The 24,556-nt window shown below is 70.0% G+C and carries 14 protein-coding genes and 1 pseudogene; 14 read left to right on the forward strand and 1 reads right to left on the reverse strand.

Translation table 11 applies throughout. From position 1 onward, the window contains the following. Positions 1 to 540: 540 nt before the first annotated feature. The gene (locus ACWGI6_RS34615) at positions 541 to 1,083 is read right to left on the reverse strand and encodes a TetR/AcrR family transcriptional regulator (RefSeq protein ID WP_453271170.1); all 543 of its coding nucleotides are present in this window, start codon (positions 1,081 to 1,083) and stop codon (positions 541 to 543) included. Between the two features lie 236 nt (positions 1,084 to 1,319). Here ACWGI6_RS34615 and ACWGI6_RS34620 point away from each other — a divergent pair, with 236 nt between their 5' ends. The 14 genes and pseudogenes from ACWGI6_RS34620 to ACWGI6_RS34685 all read left to right on the forward strand — a co-directional run. Next, positions 1,320 to 2,519, forward strand: a complete 1,200-nt coding sequence (locus ACWGI6_RS34620) for an FAD-dependent monooxygenase (RefSeq protein ID WP_453271171.1) — start codon at positions 1,320 to 1,322, stop codon at positions 2,517 to 2,519. Positions 2,520 to 3,140: 621 nt separating this feature from the next. After that, positions 3,141 to 4,457: pseudogene (locus ACWGI6_RS34625) on the forward strand (type I polyketide synthase); the annotation flags it as partial. Positions 4,458 to 4,471: 14 nt separating this feature from the next. Continuing rightward, positions 4,472 to 4,999, forward strand: a complete 528-nt coding sequence (locus tag ACWGI6_RS34630) for a flavin reductase family protein (protein ID WP_453271172.1) — start codon at positions 4,472 to 4,474, stop codon at positions 4,997 to 4,999. A 72-nt stretch (positions 5,000 to 5,071) separates the two neighbouring features. Then, positions 5,072 to 6,331 carry an LLM class flavin-dependent oxidoreductase gene (locus tag ACWGI6_RS34635; protein ID WP_453271173.1) on the forward strand — a complete coding sequence of 420 codons (1,260 nt, stop codon included), beginning with the start codon at positions 5,072 to 5,074 and terminating at the stop codon, positions 6,329 to 6,331. A gap of 167 nt (positions 6,332 to 6,498) precedes the next feature. Continuing rightward, positions 6,499 to 8,106 (forward strand): MFS transporter, encoded by a 1,608-nt coding sequence (locus ACWGI6_RS34640; protein WP_453271174.1) that lies wholly within the window; start codon positions 6,499 to 6,501, stop codon positions 8,104 to 8,106. 410 nt (positions 8,107 to 8,516) lie between these two features. Further along, a complete protein-coding gene (locus ACWGI6_RS34645) occupies positions 8,517 to 15,635 on the forward strand; it encodes an SDR family NAD(P)-dependent oxidoreductase (RefSeq protein WP_453271175.1) in 7,119 nt (2,372 codons plus the stop codon). Positions 15,636 to 15,826: 191 nt separating this feature from the next. Beyond that, positions 15,827 to 16,636 carry an ABC transporter ATP-binding protein gene (locus tag ACWGI6_RS34650; RefSeq protein WP_453271176.1) on the forward strand — a complete coding sequence of 270 codons (810 nt, stop codon included), beginning with the start codon at positions 15,827 to 15,829 and terminating at the stop codon, positions 16,634 to 16,636. Further along, entirely contained in the window at positions 16,636 to 19,176 is a 2,541-nt protein-coding gene (locus tag ACWGI6_RS34655; RefSeq protein WP_453271177.1) for an ABC transporter permease, read from the forward strand. The genes ACWGI6_RS34650 and ACWGI6_RS34655 overlap by 1 nt, the downstream gene beginning before the upstream one ends. 184 nt (positions 19,177 to 19,360) lie before the next feature. Beyond that, a complete protein-coding gene (locus ACWGI6_RS34660) occupies positions 19,361 to 20,587 on the forward strand; it encodes a cytochrome P450 (RefSeq protein WP_453271178.1) in 1,227 nt (408 codons plus the stop codon). Positions 20,588 to 20,635: 48 nt separating this feature from the next. After that, positions 20,636 to 21,826, forward strand: a complete 1,191-nt coding sequence (locus ACWGI6_RS34665; RefSeq protein WP_453271179.1) for a DUF993 family protein — start codon at positions 20,636 to 20,638, stop codon at positions 21,824 to 21,826. Positions 21,827 to 21,866: 40 nt separating this feature from the next. Then, positions 21,867 to 23,264 carry an NAD(P)/FAD-dependent oxidoreductase gene (locus ACWGI6_RS34670; protein WP_453271180.1) on the forward strand — a complete coding sequence of 466 codons (1,398 nt, stop codon included), beginning with the start codon at positions 21,867 to 21,869 and terminating at the stop codon, positions 23,262 to 23,264. Between the two features lie 17 nt (positions 23,265 to 23,281). Next, on the forward strand, positions 23,282 to 23,494 hold the full coding sequence (locus tag ACWGI6_RS34675) for a ferredoxin (RefSeq protein WP_453271181.1): 213 nt from the start codon (positions 23,282 to 23,284) through the stop codon (positions 23,492 to 23,494). A 52-nt stretch (positions 23,495 to 23,546) separates the two neighbouring features. Then, entirely contained in the window at positions 23,547 to 23,729 is a 183-nt protein-coding gene (locus ACWGI6_RS34680) for a hypothetical protein (protein WP_453271182.1), read from the forward strand. A 6-nt stretch (positions 23,730 to 23,735) separates the two neighbouring features. Further along, positions 23,736 to 24,556: beta-ketoacyl synthase N-terminal-like domain-containing protein (locus tag ACWGI6_RS34685; protein WP_453271183.1), on the forward strand; the 821-nt coding region annotated here is incomplete at its 3' end.

Below are 24,556 nucleotides of genomic sequence, written 5' to 3' on the forward strand. Positions count from 1 at the left end.
GCGCGGCCCTGATCGATCTCGGGAATGGCTGTGTTCCAGGGCTGTGGCAGCAGGACTGGCGGGTTCCCGCGGCGGGGCGATGGCCCAGGCCCGCCGGCAGCCGGGTTCGGAGTCATTGCTCGGTGCCGTAGTGCCGGTCCTGGGATCGAGTCCCGCTGAGTGGTGCAGGAAACCGGCCGGGACGCCCCTGTGCTCGATCGTCCGTGTGAAGCACGCCCCGGTGGTGGCCATCAGCCAGGGATCGCAGGGGGCCTCGCGCTGGGGACGGTCGGCCAGGACCGGCGAGAGGTCGAGCACCTCGTCGACTCGGTCGGCGACGCCCCGGGCCAGGTGATCCGCGGGAGGCCGGTCATGCCGACGGCGGAGCGGCAACACCCGCTGAAGTCCGAACGCCCGGAGCGTCTTCTTCTGCCGCCGCCGCGCGACGCTCCGTCGGCGTCGGATGGACCTCGAACAGCCCATCCTCACCATGAACAGCGGGATCACCCCGCACGAAAGGTCACAAGCCGGGGGAGGGGCGGCGGCTACTACGACGCGCTTCTAGGGGGCGTTGGCAGGCTCCGCGCTAGCGGGCGCGTCAAAGCTGGTCACGATGGCGCGCAAGCCCTCGATGACCTCCTCTGCGGAGGGGGCGTTCTCCGGGTCGGTCAGCCACTGGATCATGATGCCGGTCATGAGTGCCGTCTGCACCGAGCCGAGTGTGCGGACCACGGAGTCGGACACCTCGCCCTCGTGGGAGCCGCGTAGTGCGGCCGCCATGCCGCTGCGGCCCTGCTGCTGCCCGTCCGCCAGCTGGTCGCGTAGCTCGGGTGCCCGTTCGGCCTGGACGATCGCCTCCAATGTGGCGACCCACAGTGGGCGTTGGGTGGTGAACGACTTGATCATCTCGGTCCACATCGACCTGAACGGCTCCACGCGGCCCGCCTGCGGGTCGGCGTAGGCCGCCATCGCCAGTTCGACCTGGGCCCCCCAATCGTCCATGGCCTGGTAGAGCGCCGCGTTCATCAACGCTTCCCTGGATCCGAAGTGATAGCCAATGGCGGCCAGGCTGATGCCACCGGAGGCCTTCGCAATGTCTCGCACCGTGGTGCGCGCGTAGCCCTTCTCTACAAGGCAGCGCCTCGCTCCAGCGAGCAAATCCTCACGATTCCCCATGTCAGCCATGGTATCCAGCCGCGAACGATTGTTCAATACGAACGACTGAGACGCTCGTGTTGAACGCTAGTCTTGCTCTTGCGTCTTGTTCATACGCCTAATACGCTTGTATAGTTCGGTCTGGGCAGGCCACGGCACACCCCCACGGGCATCTGGAGGCCGTCATGGGCAAGACCAACGTCCTGATTTCCGGCGCGAGTGTTGCCGGACCTGCGCTCGCCTACTGGTTGCAGCGGTACGGCTTCGCGGCCACCGTCGTCGAGCGCGCGCCGGCCTTGCGCGAAGGGGGCTTCTCCGTCGACTTCCGGGGTACTGCGCACATGAGCGTGCTGCGGAAGATGGGGATCCTCGACGACATCCGCGCACTGCGCACCGGCATGGGGGAGGTCGCTCTTATCGATGCTGCCGGACGGCGCCAGGCGGCTGTTCCGTCGGCAGTCATGAGCGGCGAGGTGGAGTTGCAGCGCGGCGACCTGAGCCGAGTGCTGTACGAGCACACCAAGGACACCACTGAGTACGTCTTCGGCGACTCGATCACCTCGATCACCGAGACCGCGGAGGGCGTCCATGCCACCTTCGAGCGTTCCGCGCCCCGTACCTTCGACCTGGTGGTCGGTGCAGACGGGCTCCACTCCAACGTGCGCAGGCTGGTCTTCGGGGAGGAGTCGCGGTTCATCCGCCATCTCGGCTGCTACGTGGCCGGTGGCTACCGGGTACCCAACCGCTTCGGTCTGCTGCGATCGGGGGTCTCGTTCGGGGTGCCTGGCAAGAGCGTGACCCTCAGCAGCGCGCGCAACCCCGACGAGGCGTCACCGCTCTTCGTCTTCGCCGCCGATCAGATCGACTACGACCGCAGGGACGTCGAACAACAGAAGAAGATCCTTGCGGAGGTGTTCAGCGGAGTGGGCTGGGAGGTGCCCGGGCTGCTCGACGCCATGCGGCGAGCGGACGACTTCTACTTCGACTCGGTCAGCCAGATCCGCCTCGACCGCTGGTCCACAGGCAGGGCCGTGCTGCTCGGCGATGCCGGCTACGGGGCCACTATGGGCGGCATGGGCACTGGTCTCGCGATCGTGGGCGCCTATGTACTTGCCGGTGAGCTGGCCGCTGCGGGGGGCGACCACCGCACCGCCTTCGCCGCCTACGAGGCGGAACTGCGCGATTACGCCGAGGCCTGCCAGAAACTTGCCGAAGGGGCGGGACAGTTCTTCGCCCCGCAGACCCGGTGGCAAATCTGGCGTCGCAACCAGACATACCGAATTCTCTCGTCGCAGTTCATGGCGGCTCCCTTTAACAAGATGACCACGAAGACGGCGAGCGCCATTGCGTTAAGGGACTATGGGGGTCGGTCGTGCGAGATGTGACACGGTGTTTTGCACCCGATCCGTCCGGCGGACAACTGATATCCGAACCTGGTCTCTCAACGGGACGGATCGCTGGGCACCTTGGCGCCGCGTGGTGCGCAACTCGCGGTACACAGGCCAAGAAGGCCGGCATGGGCCCGGCGGCGGCAGCCGGACCGACACTCAGCCGACACCGCTCACGCTCGGCAGCGCGATCGACTTCTCACGCGCCATCGTCCAGCTGGCCCGACGAGTCCCGGTACGTCACCGGGCCGCACTCGAAGCGGGGGCCGCCACCACGATCAAACAGTGACTGTGAGGCCGGGGTGAGGGGTGCTTTAGGGGTGTGGGTGACTGCACCGCCGCTCTAGCGTGAGATCACATTCCCATTCACTGACTGGTTCTCACCCCAGGCGGGAGAGCAGCGTTGGGTAGCTACGCGAATTCACTGAACGAAAGCACGGGAACGGTCCACGGTACCAGCGGGTTGGTGCGCGAGCTGATCGAGACCGCGGCGATCGACATCTATGCGATCCGGGACAGGCGCATCGACCATCTGGTGTTCGCGGCGCTGTCGGGCGGCAGGTCCAACTGATGGGTCCAACCGAGCTGGAGGCGGAAGTAGTCATGGAAGTGGAGCAGATCGTCGAGGCGCTGCGCGCCTCGCTGATCGACAACGAGAGACTGAAGCAGGAGAACGAGCGGCTGGCCCACGCGACGACCGAACCGATCGCCATCATCGGCCTGGCCTGCCGGTTCGGCGGGGGCGTCGACTCGCCTGAGGAACTGTGGGAGCTGCTGGTCGACGGCCGCGACGCGGTCTCCCCGTTCCCCACCGACCGGGACTGGGACATCGAGGCCCTCTACGACCCGGAGGGCGCGCCGGGCACGAGCATCACGCGCGACGGCTGCTTCATCCACGACGCGGCCTACTTCGACGCCGAGCTGTTCGGTATCTCGCCGCGCGAGGCGCTGGAGATGGACCCGCAGCAGCGGCTCCTGCTGGAGACGGCGTGGGAGGCGGTGGAGAACGCCCGCATCGACCCGCTCTCCCTCAAGGGCAGCAAGACGGGGGTGTTCGCCGGCCTGATGTACCACGAGTACGAGGGCGCGAGCACCGGCGGCAGCTTGGTCAGCGGCCGCGTCGCCTTCACCCTGGGGCTGGAAGGTCCGGCGGTGACGGTGGACACCGCGTGCTCCTCGTCGCTGGTCGCCACCCATCTCGCGGGGCAGGCCCTGCGGCAGGGGGAGTGCACGCTCGCGCTGGCCGGCGGGGTGACCGTGATGGCCTCGCCGGAGACGTTCCAGTACTTCACCAAGCAGCGCGGGCTCTCCCGGGACGGCCGCTGCCGGCCCTTCGGAGCAGGCGCGGACGGCACCGGCTGGGGGGAGGGTACCGGCATGCTGGTGCTCGAACGTCTCTCGGATGCCGAGCGCCATGGCCGCCGTATCCTCGCCGTGATCCGCGGCTCGGCGATCAACCAGGACGGTGCCTCAAGCGGTCTCACGGTGCCCAACGGCCCGGCCCAGCAGCGGGTGATCCGCCAGGCGCTCGCCAACGCGGGCCTGCAGACCGGCGATGTGGACGCGGTCGAGGCGCACGGCACCGGCACCACGCTGGGCGATCCGATCGAGGCACAGGCGCTGCTCGCCACATACGGCCGCGAACGGCCCGACGACCTGCCGCTGTGGCTCGGCTCCGTCAAGTCCAACCTCGGCCACACGCAGGCCGCCGCCGGCGTGGCGTCGATCATCAAGATGGTGCTCGCGATCCGCGGCGGTGTACTGCCAAGGACACTCGGTGCCGACGACCCGAGCCCGCACGTGGACTGGTCGGCCGGGAACGTACAGCTGCTGACGGAGGCCCGGCAGTGGCCCGAGACCGGGCGGGCCCGCAGGGCGGGCGTCTCGGGGTTCGGCATCAGCGGAACCAACGCCCACCTGATCATCGAACAGGCAGGATGACAAGGCCGATGCAAGCGCCACTCGCGCCGCTGCCCGCCTCCATCGATCCGGCCACCTACCGGGACGTGCTGGGCCACTTCTGCAGCGGAATCACCGTCGTCACGGCGATCGAGGAGACCCCCGAGGGGGGCCGGCCGGTGGGCTTCACCTGCCAGTCGTTCGCCTCGCTGTCCCTTGACCCGCCGCTGGTCACCTGCTTCGTCAACCGCACCTCCACCACCTGGCCGCGGATCGCGGCGGCCGGTGCGTTCTCCGTCAACGTACTGGCTGGGCCGCAGGAGGAGCTGTGCCGGGCCTTCGCGGCGAGCGGTACCGACAAATTCGCCGGTGTCGAATGGACTCCGGCCGCGGCCACCGGCTCGCCGAGGCTCGCCGGATCGCTTGCCTGGATCGACTGCACCATCGAGACAGTTCACCCCGGCGGCGACCACCGCATCGTCGTTGGCCGGGTCCGCGCCCTCGACGTCGGCCTGCCTGGAGCGGCCGCCCAGCCGCTGCTGTACTACCGCGCCGCATTCCACCGCATCGCCGCCTGACCGGCGGCGGCGGGTGGGTCCGACGGGCCCGCCCCGGCACCACAACACTCGACACACTCTGAAGGACACGACATGCGATTTGGACTCATCTACCACCACCAACTGCCGCGGCCCTGGGCGCAGGACAGCGAGGAGCGGCTCTACAACGAGTCGCTGGAGCAGATAGAACTCGCCGATCGCCTCGGCTTCGACTACGCCTGGGCCACCGAGCACCACTTCCTGGAGGAGTACTCGCACTCCTCGGCGCCGGAGGTGTTTCTCGGCGCGGCGGCCGCCCGCACTCGCGACATCCGGCTGGCCCACGGCATCGTGCAGCTGCCGTCGGCCGTCAACCACCCGGTGCGGGTGGCCGAGCGGATCGCCATGCTCGATCTGCTCTCCGGCGGCCGGGTCGACTTCGGCAGCGGAGCCGGCAGCTCGCAGCTGGAGCTCGCCGCCTTCGGAGTGGACCGCGAGACCAAGAAGGACCAGTGGGCCGAGTCGCTGCGGGTCATCACCCGGCTGATGAACGAGACGCCGTTCACCGGCGCGAAGAACGACTGGTTCGACATCCCGCCGCGCAACATGGTGCCCAAGCCCAAGCAGACTCCGCACCCGCCGCTGTGGATGGCCTGCAGCGCCCGTACGACGATCGAGACCGCGGCCCAGAACGGGCTCGGCGCGCTGTCCTTCTCCTTCGTCTCCCCCGAGCAGGCCAAGGAGTGGGTCGACACGTACTACCGCATCATCGAGTCGCCCGAGTGCGTGCCCGTGGGCCTCGACGTCAATCCCAACTTCTCCGTCGTGCTGCCCTTCATGTGCCATCGCGACGAGGAGACCGCGCTCGACCGTGGCCTGGACGGGGCCCACTTCTTCTCATACTCCCTGATGCACTACTACATTTCCGGCGAGCACCGGCCCGGAGTGACCGACGTGTGGCAGGAGTTCCAGAACAACCGCGCCTCGGTCGGGCTCACGCGCAACCCGGCGCCGCCCGCGGACGGCGAGGAGCCGACCGGCGAGGCCAAGGCGATGCTGGAGCAGATCACCTCGCTGCGCCGCGGCATCGGCACGCCCGAGCAGATCAGCGACCTGGTGCGCCGCTACGAGGCGGCCGGCGTCGACCAGGTCATTTTCTCGGTGCAGATCGGCAAGAACCGGCACGAGCACATCATGGAATCGCTCGAACTGTTCGCCTCCGAGGTCATGCCCGAGTTCACCGCCCGCCGTGACGCGCGCGAGGCCGCCAAGCAGGCCCGCCTCGCTCTCGCCGTCAAGGAGGCTCTGGCTCGCATCGAGCCGGTTTCCGGCGAGGTCACCGACTACGTGATCTCACCCGAGCTTCGAGCCTGACATGACCGTCCGGACAACGGCGGAGTCGGCGGTGGCGACCAGCGTCCGGATCCGTTGGTTCACCCCGGCGGCCACATAACTGCCTTGTGGCCTTCCGGACAGCTTCGTAGCCGTGCTGAATTCCGTCACCACACCCACACTCGACCGCAAGAAGGACTGGAATACGCATGACGCGCACCAATGCACGAGCCGGGCGCAAGGAATGGATCGCGCTCGGCGTCCTCGTATTGCCATTGCTGCTGATATCGATGGACATCACCGTGCTGTATTTCGCGGTGCCGTCCATCTCCGCGCAGTTCGCCCCTAGCAGCACCCAGCAGCTGTGGATGACGGACATCTACGGCTTTGTGCTGGCCGGCATGCTGATCACGATGGGGAACATCGGCGACCTGATCGGCCGCCGTAGGCTGCTGCTGATCGGAGCCGCCGTCTTCGGCGTCGCCTCGATTGCCGCCGCGTACGCCGGCAGTGCCGAAATGCTCATCGCCGCCCGTCTGCTCCAGGGCTTGGGCGGCGCGACCCTCATGCCGTCCACACTCGCGCTCGTCAGCAACATGTTCCGGGACGACGCGCAGCGCCGTACTGCCATCTCGATCTGGGCGATCGGCACCTCGGCCGGCTCAGCGATCGGACCGGTCGTCAGCGGCAGCCTGCTCAACAATTTCTGGTGGGGTTCGATCTTCCTCATCAACGTCCCTGTTCTGGTGCTGCTGTTCGTCCTGGTGCCGATCCTCGTGCCGGAGTTCCGCCGGCCCAGGCACGAGGTGGGCAGGTTCGACCTGCTCAGCTCGGTGCTGTCGCTGGTGGCGGTGTTGTCGATCATCTGGGGGCTCAAGGAGCTCGCCGTTGACGGGTTCGGCGTCATCCGCGTCCTCGCCATCGTTGTCGGCATCGTGCTGGCGGGCGTCTTCTTCTACCGGCAGACCCACCTTTCGCACCCGATGATCGACCCCAAGCTGTTCAAGCGCCGCGGGTTCAGCCCGGCGATCAGCCTGAGCCTGATCGCCTTCTGCTGCCTGATCGGGTTCAGCCTGTTCGTCACCCAGTACCTGATGGACGTGCTGCACATGAGCCCGCTGGAGGCCGCGCTGTGGACCATGCCGCCGCCCGCCTGCACCATGCTGCTCGCACCGTTCGCGGTGGTCCTGGCCAACAAGGGCATCGTCCGCCCCGCGTACGTCATCGCCGGGGCGCTCCTGGTGGCCGCGGCCGGCTTCACGTGCATGACCATGCTCGGAGTGGACCACAACATCCCGCTCGTGGTCGGCGGCGCCACGGCGATCGGCGTGGGCTCTGCGATCGTGCTCACCCTGGTGACCGACCTGGTCGTCGCCGCCGCCCCGCCGGAGCGGGCGGGCTCGGTCTCCGCGCTCACCCAGACCTTCCAGGAGTTCGGCGGCGCGCTCGGCATCGCCGTCTTCGGCAGCCTGGGTGCGGCGATCTACGGCAATCGGATCGACCACGCCAATCTGCCCGACGTCCCGGCCGATGCCGTGCGCGCCGCCGGGCAGACCCTCGGCGGGGCCATGGAGGCCGCCACGCATCTGGCGTCCACCCAGGCGCACGAGTTGATGAACGCCGCGTACTCGGCGTTCGCCACCTCGATGAACGCCACCGCGGTGCTCGGCATCGTCATCACCGTGGCCACCGCCGCCTTCACCGTCAACCGGCTGCGGCACGTAGCCAACCTGCCCAGCGATCTGCCGGTGGAAGACGCCCCTCATGCCATCTCCCAGGAGGCCGGCCACGACGCCCCGGCGCAGCAACTGACCTGACAGCTCCCGGCGCAAGCCGGCCTAGGTGTGTCGTTCCGAGACGTCGGCTACGAGTGACAACGCGTTGAGTGGTCCTTGAACGGGGTGGGGGCTTTCTGGTCTCGGTATGGACTGCGAAGTCTGCACCGATGCCCGGGAGGCCCTCGCGCTCCGGGCGGCCGCCCTGGAAGCGCCGCCCAGCAGCATGATGCCCCCTGCGGCGCTGCTGACTTGTGCTCGGTGACGGCCATCGCCGTCGACGACCAGTGAACTCCCCAGTCTCCGGTCGGATCTGTTAGGGGCCTCGGGATCAAGTAAGGGGTTGCCCACCGTACCGGGAATGGGCAGCCTTTTTGCCGCGGTGCTTTACGCCGCAATTTCTCCTTCCCGGATTTTGTGAAGTCAGCTTTCGATTCAACGGGGTGTTCTGGGTGAGCAGTGACGAAATGCCTCCGGTTGTGCCGTGGGTCGTCTCCGGAAAAAGCGCACAGGCGCTGCGCGTACAGGCGGGCAGGCTGTGGGAGCACGCCACCCGACGGCCCGGGCTGCGTCCCGTGGATGTCGGCCTGTCGCTGGTGACCACCCGGGCCCGGCTCGGCCACCGTGCGGTCGTCATCGGCGATGACCTCGACGGCCTGCTGGCTGGACTTGACGTGGTGTCCGGGCAGGACGCGCCCGGCGCCGCGGTGATCGGCGCGGCAGGTGGCGCGCCCCCCAAGGTGGCGTTCGTCTTCCCCGGACAGGGGTCGCAGTGGGCCGGAATGGCTGTCGAACTCCTCGATAAATCACCGGTATTCGCCCGGGCAATCGGCGAATGTGCCGACGCACTCGCCGAGTTCACCGACTGGGACCTGCTCGGTGTGCTGCGTCAGGAGGACGGACAGCCGACACTGGATCCGGTCGACGTGGTTCAGCCCGCGCTGTGGGCCGTCATGGTCTCGCTCGCCGCGCTGTGGCGCTCCTACGGCGTTGAGCCGGCCGCCGTCGTCGGCCACTCGCAGGGCGAGGTCGCCGCCGCTACCGTGGCGGGCGCCCTCTCCCTTCAGGACGGCGCCCGCGTCGTGGCGCTGCGCAGCAAGGTCATCGGCGAGGAGCTCGCCGGCCAGGGCGGCATGATGTCCGTCCCGCTGCCCACTGCCGAGCTGGCCGAACGGCTCACCCCCTGGCGCGACAAGGTTCAGCTCGCCGCCGTCAACGGCCCCAGCTCCGCAGTCCTCTGCGGCGAGTCCGCGGCCCTCGACGAGGTCCACCAGCAGCTCACCGCGCAGGGAGTCCGCGCCCGCAAGATCCCGGTCGACTACGCCTCGCACTCCTACTACGTCGAGTCCCTACGCGACCGGCTGCTGGAGATCCTCGCGCCGGTGCGCCCGCGCTCGTGCGACATCGCCTTCTACTCGACGGTGACCGGCGAGCCGATCGACACCGCCGGCCTCGACGCCGAGTACTGGTACGCCAACCTGCGGCAGACCGTGCGGTTCGAGGACGCGGCCCGGCGGCTGATCGACGACGGGTTCGACTTCTTCGTCGAGAGCAGTCCGCACCCGGTCCTCGCAGTCGGCCTGGAAGAGACGCTGGACGCCACCGGCCGCCAGGGCGCCGTCACCGGGTCGCTGCGCCGCAAGGAGGGCGGGCTGAAGCGGTTCGCCGCCTCCCTTGCGGAGGCGTACGTCCGCGGTGCGCCGGTGGAGTGGACGGCGTTCTTCGACGGCACCGGAGCCACCACGATCGACCTGCCCACCTACGCTTTCCAGCGCCGCCGGCTCTGGAAAGAGGTGCCGGGCGTCGTCGCTGAGGAGGCCCGCACCGGTCAGACCCGCGTCGACCACCCGCTGCTCGCCGCCGCCGTGGAGACGGCAGGTGACGGCGCCACCCTGCTCACCGGCCGCCTGTCGGCCCGGACCCACGCGTGGGTCGCCGACCACGAGGCGATGGGCACCGTGCTGCTGCCCGGCACCGCCTTCGTGGACCTCGCCCTGCGCGCCGGCGAGCAGACCGGCTGCACCACCCTGGACGAACTCACCCTGAGCGCACCGCTGGTCGTCCCCGAGGCCGGCACGCTCGCGGTGCAGGTCGCCGTCGCCGCCCCGGACTCGTCGGGCGCCCGTCGGATGAGCGTGCACTCGCGCGCCGAGGGCGAGGACGCGCCGTGGACCCTGCACGCCACCGGTGTGCTGACGCAGTCAGTGCCGGCTCCCGCCTTCGACCTCGCCCAGTGGCCCCCGCCGGGTGCCGAGCCGGTCGGCCTGGAAGGCGCGTACGACCGGCTGCTGGAGCGCGGCTACGCCTACGGGCCGGTCTTCCAGGGGCTGCAGGCCGTCTGGCGGCGCGGCGACGAGGTGTTCGCCGAGGTGCGGCTGGACGAACAAGCCCACGTCGACGCCGCGCGGTTCGGGCTGCACCCGGCGCTCCTCGACGCCGCCCTCCACGCGGAGTTGGTCACCGAGGACCCGAGCGAGGGAACGAATCTTCCGTTCGCCTGGACCGGAGTGACCCTCCACGCCGTCGGCGCCACCGAGCTGCGCGTCCGGCTCGCCCCGGCCGGGGAGGACGGCACGCTCATCGAGGCGGCCGACCTCACCGGGCAGCCGGTGCTCTCCGTCGCCTCCCTGGTCGCCCGGCCGGTCTCCGCCGAGCAGCTGCAGGCCGGCGCGGCCCGCCGTGCGGAGCCCTACGGGCTCACCTGGCAACCTGTCCCGGCCCCGGCGAGCCCGCCCGCGACCACGGGCTGGGCGTGGCTCGGCGACGACCCGCTCGGCGACAGCACCCTGCCCGGCCACCACGACCTCGACGCGCTGCGGGCCGCGCTCGACACCGGCACACCCCCACCCGACCTCGTGCTCTACGCCTGCCCCGCGCCCGCCGGCGACCTGCCGGCCGCCGTGCGCGCCGTCGCCTGCGAGGTACTCGCTCTGCTGCAGGGCTGGCTCGCCGACGAGCGGCTGGCCGCCACCCGGCTCGCCGTGCTCACCAGCGGCGCGGTCCGCACCCGTGACGCCGACGGCGCACCGGAGCTCACCCTCGCGCCGGTCTGGGGCCTGGTGCACACCGCACAGGCGGAGAATCCCGGGGTGTTCCTGCTTGCCGACCTCGACGGTACCCACGCCTCCACTTGCGCGCTGCCCGCCGCCATAGCCGGCGGTGAGCCGGAGTTCGCCCTGCGCGACGGCGCCATATACGCGCCCAGACTGGCCCGTACCTCCGCCGACGAGGCGCTCGGCGCGCCCGCCGAACTCAACCCTGACGGAACCGTCCTGGTGACCGGCGGCACCAGCGGGCTCGGTGCGCTCGCCGCCCGCCACCTCGTCGCCGAACACGGCGTGAAACACCTGGTGCTCACCAGCCGCCGCGGCCCCGCTGCCCCCGGCGTGGCCGAACTGTGCGACGAACTCGCCGCCGCCGGGGCCGACGTCACGGTGGCCGCATGCGACGTCGCCGACCGGGACGCACTCGCCGCCCTGCTCGCCGCGATCCCGGCCGACCATCCCCTCACCGGCGTCGTCCACTCCGCGGGCGTCCTCGACGACGGCGTCCTGACAGCCCTCACCCCCGAACGGCTCCACACCGTCCTGGCACCCAAGGCAGACGCGGCCTGGCACCTGCACGAGCTGACACACGAGCTGGACCTCGGCCTCTTCGCCCTCTTCTCCTCGGCCGCCGGCACACTCGGCGCCGCCGGCCAGGCCAACTACGCGATCGCCAACACCTTCCTCGACGCACTCGCCGACCACCGCAGGGCGCACGGGCTGCCCGCCACCTCCATGGCCTGGGGGCTGTGGGCTGAAGGCACCGGCATGACCGGCGACCTCACCGACACCGACATCGAACGCCTCAAGCGGCAGGGCTTCCCCGCCATGGCCACCGAGGAAGGGCTCGCGTTCTTCGACTCGGCCCTCAGACGCGACGACGCGCTGCTCCTGCTGCTGCGCCTCGACATTGCCCGGCTGCGCGCCCAGGCCGCCACCAGTGAGACCCCCGCCGTCCTGCGCGACCTGGTGCGCCCCCCGGCCCGGCAGGCGGCCCATGCCGGCGCGGGCGGCGGCGACACTCTCGCCGACCAGTTGGCCCGGCTCCCCGAGGAGGACCGCGACCGGCTGCTGCTCGCCCGGGTCCGTGCCCACGTGGCCGACGCTCTCGGGCACGCCTCCGCCGACGCCGTTGATCCCGGCCAAGCGTTCAAGGAACTCGGCTTCGACTCTCTCACCGCCGTCGAACTACGCAACCGGCTCAGCGCGGAAGTAGGCCAACGCCTGCCCGCTACCCTCGTCTTCGACTACCCGAATTCCCGCGCGATCGCCCAGCACCTCAAGGAGACCCTCGTCGGCGCGGCCGGCCCGACGCAGCCTGACGGCGCCCCGGCGACCGCCATACGCGACGACGAACCGATCGCCGTCGTCGCCATGGCCTGCCGATTCCCCGGCGGCATCGACTCGCCCGAGGAGCTGTGGGACCTGCTCGCCGACGGCGCCGAGACCGTCACTGAGTTCCCCGCCGGCCGCGGATGGGACATCGAAGAGATCTACCACCCCGAGCCCGGTACTCCCGGCAAGACCTACACCCGCTACGGCGGATTCCTGCACGATGCGGCTGAGTTCGACGCGGCGTTCTTCGGCATCAGCCCCAACGATGCGCTCACCATGGACCCGCAGCAGCGCCTGCTGCTTGAGACCTCCTGGCACCTGCTGGAGAACGCAGGCATCGACCCTGCCGCCCTCAAGGGCAGCCAGACCGGCGTCTTCACCGGCGCCATGTACCACGACTACGCCCTCAACAGCGCCACCGGATCCATCAACTCCGGCCGCCTCGCCTACACCTACGGCCTCGAAGGCCCCGCGGTCACTGTCGACACCGCGTGCTCGTCGTCGCTGGTCGCGCTCCACCTCGCGGTGCAGTCGCTGCGCTCCGGCGAGTGCGCACTCGCGATCGCCGGCGGCGTGACCGTGATGGCCACGCCGGAGGTACTGATCGAGTTCGGTCTGCAGCAGGGGCTCTCGCCCGACGGGCGCTGCCGGTCGTTCTCCGCCGACGCCGACGGGACCGGCTTCTCCGAAGGCGTCGGGCTGCTCCTCGTCGAGCGGCTGTCCGACGCCCGACGCAACGGCCACCCGGTCGTCGCCCTCATCCGCGGCACCGCCGTCAACCAGGATGGCGCGAGCAACGGCCTGACCGCGCCCAACGGCCCTGCCCAGCAGCGTGTGATCCGGCGTGCCCTCGCCGTTTCGGGCCTGGAGCCCGCTGACGTCGACGCCGTCGAGGCGCACGGCACCGGCACCATCCTCGGAGATCCCATCGAGGCACAGGCCGTCATCGCCACCTACGGGCAGGACCGGTCGGCTGACAGGCCACTGTGGCTTGGCTCCATCAAGTCCAACATCGGCCACTCTCAAGCCGCCGCGGGCGTCGCTGGCGTCATCAAGATGGCCGAGGCGATCCGCCGCGGCGTCCTGCCGCGCACTCTGCACGTCGCCGAGCCGACCGGTGAGGTCGAGTGGTCGGAGAGCGTACGGCTGCTGACCGAGCACCAGCAATGGCCGGATACCGGCCGGCCGCGCCGCGCGGGCATCTCCTCCTTCGGCATCAGCGGCACCAACGCTCACGTCATCATCGAGCAGCCGCCAGCCGTGGAGCCGCCCACTGACCGCGAATCCGCCGATGGACGCCCACTGCCCGTCGTCCTGACCGCCAAGAGCCCAAAGGCGCTGCGCGAGCAGGCCCGGCGGCTCGGCGCCCACCTCGCCGACCGGCCCGAGCTCGAACTGCTCGACGTCGCCCACTCGCTCACCAACGCCCGCGCCACGATGGAACACCGGGCGGCCTTCGGCGCGGCCGACCACGGCGAGCTGGCCCACGCGCTGGCCGCCCTCGCCGAGGGTGACCTGCCGGCCGGCGGCGCCCGCTCGGCCGCTGCGACGGGCCGCCGCACCGCGTTCGTCTTCTCCGGACAGGGCGCCCAACGGCTCGGCATGGGACGCGAGTTGTGCGAGGTGTTCCCGACCTTCGCGCGCGCCTTCGAAGCCGCCGCCGACGCCTTCGCCCCGCACCTGGAGCGGCCGCTGCGCGAGGTGATGTGGGGCGATACCGAGGACGACCTCAACCGCACCGAGTACACCCAACCCGCCCTCTTCACTGTCGAGGTCGCGCTTTACCGCCTCTTGGAGTCCTGGGCAATCAGGCCCGACGTACTCGTCGGCCACTCCATCGGCGAGCTTGCTGCCGCCCACGTCGCCGGGATCCTCACGTTGGAGCACGCGGCGAAGCTGGTCGCGGCCCGGGGCCGCCTGATGCAGGCGCTCCCCGAAGGCGGCGCGATGGTCGCCGTCCAGGCCACCGAGGAGCAGGTGCGTCCTTACCTCACCGATCGGGTCGGCATCGGCGCCGTCAACGGCCGCACCTCTGTCGTCGTCTCCGGAGCGCGGGACGCGGTGCTCGAACTGTGCAACCGCTTTGCCGCCGAGGGCCATCGCACCAAGCAGCTGAAGGTCAGCCACGCCTTCCACTCGCCGCTGATGGAGCCGATGCTCGACGAATTCGCGGGCATCGCGGGCGGGTTGGATTACGCACCACCGCAGCTGCCTGTCGTCTCCACCCTCACCGGTGCCTCGCTCACCGCCGAGGAGGCCCAGGACCCCGGCTACTGGGTGCGGCACGTGCGCGAGACCGTCCGCTTCGCCGATGCCGTACGCCACCTGGAGTCCGAGAACACCGCCACCTACATCGAACTCGGCCCCGATGCCGTGCTCTCTGCGATGGGCGACGACTGCCTCACGGACGGCACCGACGCCGTGTTTCTGCCGCTCCTGCGCCGCGACCGAGGTGAGGAACGTGAGCTGGTCACCGCGGTCGCCGCCGCCCACGCCCGCGGCCTGGACATCGACTGGCAGACGTTCTTCGAAGGCCGCTCCGCCCGCCGAGTGCCGCTTCCGGTCTACCCGTTCCAGCGCACACCGTACTGGCTGGCCGGCTCCGGCACCGCCGCCGCGTACCAGCACATCGACGGCTCCTTCACCCCCGCCGACGCCGAGACCGACACCGAGCACTGGCAGCAGTTGCTTGCCCTGCCAGACGGAGAACGCCACCGTGCGGTTCTCCAGCTCGTACGCGAACAGGTGGCCGCGGTGCTCGGTCACCCCGGCACCGACGCCGTCGAACCCGACCGGGCCTTCAAGGACCTGGGCTTCGACTCGGTCGCCGCGGTCGAAGTGCGAAGGCGACTGCGGACGACCACCGGACTCGCGGTGCCCTCCACCCTCGTCTTCGACCACCCGACCGCCCAGCAAGTGACCGACCTGCTGCTCACCCTGGCCGGACCGGAGAGCGCTGACCTCGCCCGGCCGGTCCTCACCCACGTCGACCGGCTCGAGGTGGCTTTGCGCGCCGCCGACCCCGCCGACGCCGACACCGGAGCACGGATCGAGGCCCGGCTCGAAGCACTTCTGCGCGCCTGGCGCGACGCCCGGGACACCGGCTCCGCACCCGCCCCCGGCGACGCCGACTACGCGTCGGCGAGCGACGACGAGCTCTTCCAGGCCCTGGACGATCTTGAGATCGGTTGATGTGCGATGGCGAACGACGACACGCTCCGCGACTGCCTCAGGCGGAGCCGGAGGGCGTACCCACCCCTACCACCACCTCACAAGAGGGGGCCTAGCACCACCCGCTCCGGCGCCTTAAGCCCATACCGAGCCTGGCCGGCACTTCCTAGTCTCGAATCACACGAGATCGCGCAGGCAGATGAACGAGAGTCATGAAGACTGAGGGGGCAAGACAAGTGGACACACTTGGCAACCGTGGAGTCACCGAGACTGTCCGTTTGGACTCCGTGGAGAAGGTCTACACGAGGGGCAGCACTTCGGTCGCCGCACTCGCGGGGGTGTCCCTCGGATTCCAGAAGGGGACCTTCACCGCCGTGATGGGACCCTCCGGCTCGGGTAAGAGCACCCTGCTGCACTGCGCGGCCGGCCTCGACGAGCCGACGTCCGGGTCGGTGAGCATCGATGGGATCAACCTCCAGGGCAAGAGCGAGACCGAGCTCACCCTGCTCCGCCGGGAGCGGATCGGCTTCATCTTCCAGGCGTTCAACCTGCTGCCCGCGCTGACCGTGACGCAGAACATCGTCCTGCCGCTCCAGCTCGCCGGGCGCAGGCCCAACAAGAGCCTGGTGAAGCAGGTCATCCAGAGCGTGGGCCTCGCCGAGCGGGCCGGCCACCGCCCCGCCGAGCTGTCCGGTGGCCAGCAGCAGCGCGTCGCCATCGCGCGGGCCCTGGTCAGCCGGCCGGCGGTGATCTTCGCGGACGAGCCGACCGGTGCGCTGGACACCCGGACCGCACGCGAGGTGCTGTCGCTGCTCGCGGGCTCGGTCCACCAGAGCGGGCAGACCATCGTCATGGTCACCCACGACCCGGTCGCCGCGTCCTACGCCGACCGCGTCGTCTTCCTTGCCGACGGCAGGCTCGCCACGGAGATGTACAACCCGTCTGCGGCCGCCGTCGCGGAGCAGATGACGCACCTCGGCGACGCTGTCGCCGCTCGGTCCAAGGCCGTTGGGGGCGTGTGATGTTCAGACTCTCACTGCGCACCGTGCGCTTCCGCTGGCGCGGCTTCGCAGCGACCTTCGTCGCGATGTTCCTCGCCGGGGCAATCATGACCGCCGCAGGCTCCATGATGGAAACCGGTCTGCGGGCCGTACTCCCCGCGCAGCGGCTGGACGCCGCGCCGATCCTCGTGGCCGGCAACGGCGAGTACGAGGAGGCCGGCAGCCCCGTCGCTCACCTCAGTGAACGAGTCAGGGTCGACGCCTCGCTCGCCGACAGGCTCCGGTCGCTGCCCGGCGTCGACAAGGCGGTCGTCGACCGGTCCTTCGCCGCAGCGGCACTCAAGGGCGACAAGCCGGTCGGCAAGGAGGAGAAGTCCTTCGGGCACGGCTGGGACTCCGCCGTGCTCATGCCGTACGAGCTCACCGAGGGCAAGGCGCCGACCACGGTCGGCGAGGTGGTCCTGGACTCGAACGTCGCCAAGGAGGCCGGCGCCAAGGCCGGCGACACCATCGGCGTCGCGCTGCAGGGCCACACCCAGCAGTTCACCGTCACCGGTGTCGCGCGGCCGACCGCCAAGGCCGTCGAGTCCAGCCTCTTCTTCTCCGCTGCCGACGCCAAGAAGTTTGCCCCGGCCTCCGGCAAGGCCGACGCCATCGGCCTGCTGACCAAGCCGGGCGCGGACCTCGAGGCGCTGGAGCAGCGGGTCGACAAGGCGATCGAGGGGAGCGGCGCAATCACCCTCACCGGTGACGAGCGCGGCAAGGCCGAGTACGCCGACGTCGACATGACCGACCTCATCGTCATCGCGGGCCTGCTGGGCGCCCTCGCCCTCATGGTCGGCATCCTCGGTGTCGCCTCGACCCTGTCGCTCTCCTTCCAGCAGCGCCACAAGGAGATGGCGCTGCTGCGGGCCATCGGCAGCACGCCCCGGCAGCTGCGGCGCATGATCGTCGGCGAGACGGTCAGCATCTCCGTCCTCGCCACCGCGCTCGCCGCCTTCCCCGGCCTGTTCGCCGGCAAGTGGCTCTTCGACCAGCTGACGGCCACCGGCATCGCCCCCGAAGGCTTCGTCTTCTACCGCGGCTGGCTGCCGACCGCCATCGCCGTGGTGGTCGCCCTGATCGCCTCGGGTACCGCCGCGATCGTCGCAGGCCGCCGTTCGATGCTGACCAAGCCGGCCGAGGCGCTCGCTGACGAGGGCGGCGAGAAATACCGTCTGGGCAAGGTGCGCCCGATCATCGCGATCATCTGCTTCCTGCTCTGCGGAAGCCTCTGGTTCGTCGCGCTGAACGTGGTCACCGGGCCGCTGATCGCCAGCCCGTCCACCTTCGCGTCGATCTTCTTCGCGGTGGGTCTGGCGCTGCTGGGCCCGAACATCGCCAAGGGCTTGACCGCGGTGCTCTCCCCGCTGCTGCGCGCGGTCTCCGGTCTTTCCGGCTACCTGGCGGCGCTCAACACCCGTGCCAGGGCGGTCCGGATGGCCGCCGTCATCACGCCGGTCATGCTGCTGACCGGCATCGCCACCGCAAACCTCTACCTGATCTCCACCGAGAGCAGCGTCAAGAGCGTCTACACCGAGCAGCTTGCCAGTGACGCCGTGCTCCGTGGCGGTCCCGACGGTCTCGCCCCCGGCACCCTGGAGAAGGTCAGGGCGCTGCCCGAGGTCGGCGCGGCCTCCGAGTTCGTGGCCAGCACCGGCTTCATCGAGTCCCCCAAGGACCCGTGGGGCAACAAGGACCTGGAGGGCTGGCAGTTCCTCGGCTATACGCCGGACGCGGCCGCGAAGGTCGGTGCCGCCGAAGCGGTCGAGGGCAAGCTCTCCGACCTCAAGGGCAACTCCGTCGCCATCGCCGAACAGTTCTCCAAGGAGCTCAAGGCCGGTGTCGGCGACACCCTGACCCTGCGTTTCGGTGACGGCAAAACGGCGAAGCTGAACATCGTCGCACTGGTCAAGGCCAAGCCCAGCTTTGAGACGATCATGATGTCGGCGGAGACGCTCGCCCAGCACACCCGGGGCTCGCTGCCCAGCCACATCGTGGTCGCACCCAGGGCGGGCACCGACGACACCCAGCTCGCCGCGGCGCTCGGCAAGGTCTCCCAGGGGCTCGCCGGCACCGAGGTCGTCGACCGCGACCGGCTCACCGACGCCTTCGCCCACCACCTCGGCGCGCAGGCACTGGTCAGCTACCTCATGATCGGTACGCTGCTCGGCTACATCACCATCTCGGTGATGAACACCCTGTGGCTGGCGATCCGCGGCCGCACCCGCGAGTTCGGACTCCAGCGGCTCACCGGCGCCACCCGCGCCCAGGTGCTGCGGATGATGGCCTTCGAGGGCGGCATGACCGCCGGGATCGGCATCTTCCTCGGCACGCTCGTCGCCCCCATGACGCTGATTCCCTTCAGCATCGCTCGGGCCGACTCGTTCACCCCAACCGGTCCGATCTGGATGTACCTCGCGACGATCGGCTTCGCGGCCCTGCTGACCATCGGCGCGACCCTGCTGCCGACCTGGCAGGCCCTGAAGGTACGGCCCATGGAGGCGGCGCTTCCCGTCTAGCGAACGCCTCACCCGCACAAGCCACTTCCGGTACACCGGTTCAGCGTCCGTCCACCCCCGGGACGGACGCTGAACCCATTTCCGTAGGCGCCCGGAAATTTCCCCGGAACACACCTCGCCGATGGCCGAATTAGGGGTCAATTAGGGGGAGATCAGAGCCTGTTGGCCCGCCTAGCCTGCTTCCATGACTGACACCACCGGTGCGCAATCCACCGCCGCTCTTCCGTCCTTTCCGATGGAGCGGAAGTGCCCCTACAGCCCGCCGCCCGCCTATGCGGAAATGCGTGCCCACAATCCCGTGACAAAGGTGAAACTGGCGCTCTCGGGCCGCGAGGTGTGGGTCGTCACCCGGCAGGAGGACGTCCGCCGGGTCCTGACCTCCTCCGAGATGAGCTCCAGCGTCAAACTCCCCGGGTACCCGCTGCAGTTCCCCGTACCGGACGAGGTGCTCCAGACCATGGAGCTCCCGCTGGTGGCGATGGATCCGCCGGACCACACCGTGCGCCGGCGCGCGATCATCCCCGAGCTCACCGTCAAGCGGATGCAGGCCCTGCGCCCCCGCATCCAGGAGATCGTCGACGAGCACATCGATGCGATGCTCGCCCAGGGGGGGCCGGTCGACCTGGTCGAGGCGCTCGCCATCCCCGTGCCGTCGCTGCTGTTCTGCGAGCTGATGGGGGTCCCGCACGAGGACACGACCACCTTCCGGGCCTTCGCCGAGAAGACCGTCAAGAGTGATGTGTCGCCGGAGGAAGTGGCGGCCGCCACCGCCGAGATGGACGCCTACCTCGACAAGCTGGTGGCGGAGAAGACCAAAAAGGGAAGCGATGACCTGCTCGGCCGGATCATCGAGCGCAACCGTGAGGAGCGCACGTTGGAGCACGGCGACATCGTCGCCCTCGGCCGGATGCTGCTCTTCGGCGGTTTCGACACCATCACCAACATGATCGCGCTGGGCACCGCGACGCTGCTCAACCACCCGAAGCAGCTCGCCGAGATCAAGGCCGATCCCTCGCTCACCGCAGGGGCCATTGAGGAACTGCTGCGATACCTGAGCATCGCTGATTTCGCCACCGGCCGGGTCGCACTCGAGCACATCGAGATCGACGGTGTGCTGATCCGTGCGGGCGAGGGCATCATCGCGCTCAACGGCTCCGCCAACCGCGACGAGACGGTGTTCGAGGCCCCCGACACCTTCGACATCCACCGCGAGATCAAGCTGCACTCCGCGTTCGGTCACGGCAACCACCAGTGTCCCGGTGCCTCGCTGGTGCGAGTCGAGCTGGAGATCGTCTTCAACACCCTCTTCGCCCGCATCCCCGGCCTGCACCTCGCTGTCCCCGAGGACGAGCTCGCGTTCAAGAGCCACACCCTCATCCACGGCATGCACTCCCTGCCCGTCACTTGGTGACCCGCGCCCGCACTCGGGCCGAGGCCCCGCCATCCGAGGAGACACCCCGTGATCAAGATTCCCGAGACCGACGGGTCCCTGACGTCATATCAGCCCACCCGCGACCCGCTCTCCTTCACACCCGACAGCACCCCCTTCTCCGGCCGCTCCGTGCTCGCCGCCGCCCATGTCGTCGGTGACCCGCTCGCTCCCAACGAGCCGTTCGGCCCACCGCTCGGCCCGCCCCCGTCCCAGTCGCTCGACTGGGACGCCACCCTCGCCTTCCGCCGTCACCTCTGGGCGCACGGCTTCACAGTCGCCGAGGCCCTGGACACCGCCCACCGCGGCGCGGGCCTCGACTGGGGCACCGCGGCCGAACTGATCCGCCGCTCCGGTGCCGAGGCTCGTGCGGTCGGCGGCCGGCTCGCGGCCGGCGTATGGACCGACCAGCTCGACCCGTTCGCGCAGCACAGCATCGACGACGTCAAGAAGGCGTATCTCGAGCAGCTGGAGGTCGTCGAAGAGGCCGGGGCCACCGCGATCATCCAGGCCAGCACGGCCCTCGCCCAGGCCGCCCGTACGCCCGAGGAGTACGTGGGCGTGTACGCGACCCTCCTGGCGCAGACCAGCCGCCCCTCCGTTCTGCACTGGCTGCTGCCCGAGTGGGTGCCGGGCCACACCGGCTACTGGGGCCACGCCGGGGCGGAGGAGGCCACCCAGGCCTTCATCGACCTGATCGCCGCCCACCGGGACCGGATCGACGGCGTCAAGGTTGCTCCGCTGAGCGCCGCAACCGAGGTCGCGCTGCGCCGCCGGCTGCCCGAGGGCGTGCGCTTCTACACCGGCGACTACGACACGTACACCCATCTGATCGCCGGCGACGAGCAGGGCCACAGCGATGCCCTCTCACCCGTCTTCGACCTCATCGCGCCGGTGGCGGCCGAGGCGTTCCGCGCCCTGGACCGGGGCGATGACCAGGGCTTCCGCAGCCGCCTGGACGCCACCCTCGAACTGGCCGGGCACGTCTTCGAGGGCCCGGGCCGCAGCACGCTGTTCTTCAAGACCGGCCTGGTCTTCCTGGGCTGGCTGGCGGGCCACGCCGACCACTTCCGGATGTTGTGGGCCGAGCAAGGCGCCCGCTCCGTACCGCACCTGGCCAAGGCCTACCGGCTCGCGGACGAACTGGGTCTCTTCGCCGACCCCGCACTCGCCGAGCACCGCATCAAGCAGTTCCTCGCCGTTTCCGGCATCGAGCAGTGACCCGCTCACCCATGTCCAGCCCACAGGAGGACTTCAGACCATGACCAGTGCAGTGGTGCTCGGCGGCGGCATGGCCGGAATGCTCGCGGCGGCGGCACTCGCCAGCCGCGCCGAACGCGTCACCGTCATCGAGAGCGACAGGTTCCCCGACGGCCCGGCCCCCCGCAAGGGCCTGCCCCAGGGCTACCACAACCACATGCTCATGAGCGGCGGCGCCAAGGCCCTGGACGATCTGCTCCCGGGTACCACTGAGCGGCTGCTCGCCGCCGGCGCCAGGCGCCGCGGCATGCCCGGCGACCTGCTGACCCTATCCGCCGAGGGCTGGTACCGGCGGCACCGCGGCGACGCGTACGTCATCGCGTGCAGCCGCGATCTGACCGACCATGTCGTACGGAGCCGGACCCTCGCCGACGAGAAGATCGCCGTCATCGACTCGGCCAAGGCCGTCGGCCTGACCGGCGACCGAGACCGCGTCACCGGAGTTCGCATCGAGCGGGCGGGCGCCGAGGACGAGGCCATCGGAACCGATCTCGTCGTGGACGCCACCGGACGCCGCTCCAGGACACCGCACTGGCTCGCCGAGTTCGGACTCTCCGAAGTCCAGGAGGAGCGGGTCGACGCCGGCTTCGCCTACGCCAGCCGCCTCTACGAGGCTCCCGAAGGCACGTCAGAGGACTTCCCCGGCGTGCTTGTCCAGGCCCGGTCCGGCACCGGAGAGCCGGGCCGCGGCGCCGCGCTGCTGCCCAACGAAGGCAACCGCTGGATCGTCGCGCTGATCGGTACCCGGGGTGGACAGCCGCCCGTCGACGAGGCCGGTTTCGAGGAGTTCGCCAGGTCCCTGCGCGATCCCGCCATCGCCGACCTGATGGCCGTTGCCACCCCCGCGGGCCCCGTCCGCGCCTACCGCGGCATGTCCAACTGGCGTCGCCGCTATGAGAAGCTGCCGCTGCCCGAGGGCCTCGTCGTCATCGGCGACGCCGCCACCACCCTCAACCCGAACTACGCCACCGGCATGTCCATCGCCGCGCTCGGCGCGCTCGCCCTGCGCACCGAAGCCGAACGGCACGGCATCACACCCAGCCTCGGCCGCACCGCGCAGCAGGCCATCGCCAAGGCGGCTGAGGGGCCGTGGCAGATGGCCGTCGGCGCCGACCAGTGGTTCCCCGGCGCCGAGTCGAACATCAAGCGCGCCCCCGAGCTGCTGCGCCGCTTCACCGCGCGGTTCGCCCGCCTGACGACCGAGAACGCCGTGCTGTCCAACGCGTCGTTCAACGTGGCCGCCCTGGAAGCTCCGCCCAGCAGCATGATGACCCTGCCGGCGCTGCTGACCGTGGCCCGGGGACCGAGCCGCACGCCCCTTACCCGCGAGCAGGCCATCGCGCAGTACCCGGAGTTCGGCGACCTACTGAAGGCGGCACCCGCCGCCGGCGTCGCCTGACCGGGCGGAAGGTCCTGATGCGCATCGACGTCGACCGTGAGGTGTGTGTCGGCTCGGGCATGTGTGTCCACGCTCGGCCCGACACCTTCGACCAGAGCGAACAGGACGGCCGGGTCGTGCTCGTCGCCGGCCGCCCCGATCCCCGACTCCTCGACGCGGCAGCGATCGAGGCCCTGCGGGTGGTGGCCGACGGCTGCCCGGTGGCCGCCATTTCCCTCGTCGAGGACTGACCGGAAAACCGGCCCGGGGGACCGACTAGGGGCTGGGGATCCAAGTAAGGGGTTGGCGGGGAGACCGGCCGCACCCAGGCTGGAGAAGCCGCTGATCGCCGCCCGCAGGGAAGCCGTGCTCCGCAGGGCGCGCGATGCCCGGAGCACCGGCCCGGCCGACGACACACCCGACGACTACGCGTCTGCGATGAACGACGAGCTGTTCCAGGCGCTGGACAACCTCGAGATGGGCTGATGGACGATGGGGAATGACGAAAAGCTCCGCGACTACCTCAAACGTGCCACTTCCGATCTGCAGCAGACCCGGCGGCGACTGCGCGAGGTCGAGGCCAAGGACCACGAGCCGATCGCGATCGTGGCCATGGCCTGCCGCTACCCGGGCGGCGTCGACACACCGGAGAAGCTCTGGGATCTGGTGGTCGCCGACGGCGACGCCATCACCGGCTTCCCCGACAATCGCGGCTGGGACCTGGCGAACCTCTACGACCCGGCGCCGGCCACACCGGGCAAGAGTTACACGCGGGAGGGCGGATTCCTCCACGATGCAGGGGAGTTCGATGCCGACTTCTTCAAGATGAGTCCTCGGGAAGCCAGGGAGACCGACCCGCAGCAGCGGCTGATCCTGGAGACCGCTTGGGAAGCCCTGGAACGGGGCGGCTTCGCCCCCACCTCCCTCAAGGGGTCCCGGACCGGTGTCTTCGCCGGAGTCGCCTACCACGACTACGCGGCCAACGGATACGGCCGCCTGGCCAGCGTCGTCTCGGGCCGCGTCTCCTACACCCTCGGCCTGGAAGGCCCTGCGGTGACGGTGGACACGGCCTGTTCGTCGTCGCTGGTCGCGCTGCACCTGGCGATCCAGGCACTGCGCTCAGGAGAGTGCACGCTCGCACTGGCGGGTGGTGTCACGGTCATGACCACCCCTGACTCCTTCGTCGGCTTCAGCCAGGACCGAGGGCTCGCGCCGGACGGGCGCTGCAAGTCTTTCGCGGCGGGTGCGGACGGCACGGGCTGGGGCGAGGGTGTCGGCGTGCTGCTGGTGGAGCGGCTGTCGGATGCTCGCCG

This window comes from Streptomyces sp. NPDC054786, assembly GCF_053611685.1.

Excerpts from the sequence above, each read along its gene's own strand:
- ACWGI6_RS34675 (WP_453271181.1), top strand. The coding sequence starts at position 23,282 with ATGCGCATCGACGTCGACCGTGAGGTGTGTGTCGGCTCGGGCATGTGT.
- ACWGI6_RS34660 (WP_453271178.1), top strand. The coding sequence starts at position 19,361 with ATGACTGACACCACCGGTGCGCAATCCACCGCCGCTCTTCCGTCCTTT.
- ACWGI6_RS34650 (WP_453271176.1), top strand. The coding sequence starts at position 15,827 with ATGAAGACTGAGGGGGCAAGACAAGTGGACACACTTGGCAACCGTGGA.
- ACWGI6_RS34640 (WP_453271174.1), top strand. The coding sequence starts at position 6,499 with ATGACGCGCACCAATGCACGAGCCGGGCGCAAGGAATGGATCGCGCTC.
- ACWGI6_RS34655 (WP_453271177.1), top strand. The coding sequence starts at position 16,636 with ATGTTCAGACTCTCACTGCGCACCGTGCGCTTCCGCTGGCGCGGCTTC.
- ACWGI6_RS34630 (WP_453271172.1), top strand. The coding sequence starts at position 4,472 with ATGCAAGCGCCACTCGCGCCGCTGCCCGCCTCCATCGATCCGGCCACC.
- ACWGI6_RS34670 (WP_453271180.1), top strand. The coding sequence starts at position 21,867 with ATGACCAGTGCAGTGGTGCTCGGCGGCGGCATGGCCGGAATGCTCGCG.
- ACWGI6_RS34635 (WP_453271173.1), top strand. The coding sequence starts at position 5,072 with ATGCGATTTGGACTCATCTACCACCACCAACTGCCGCGGCCCTGGGCG.
- ACWGI6_RS34620 (WP_453271171.1), top strand. The coding sequence starts at position 1,320 with ATGGGCAAGACCAACGTCCTGATTTCCGGCGCGAGTGTTGCCGGACCT.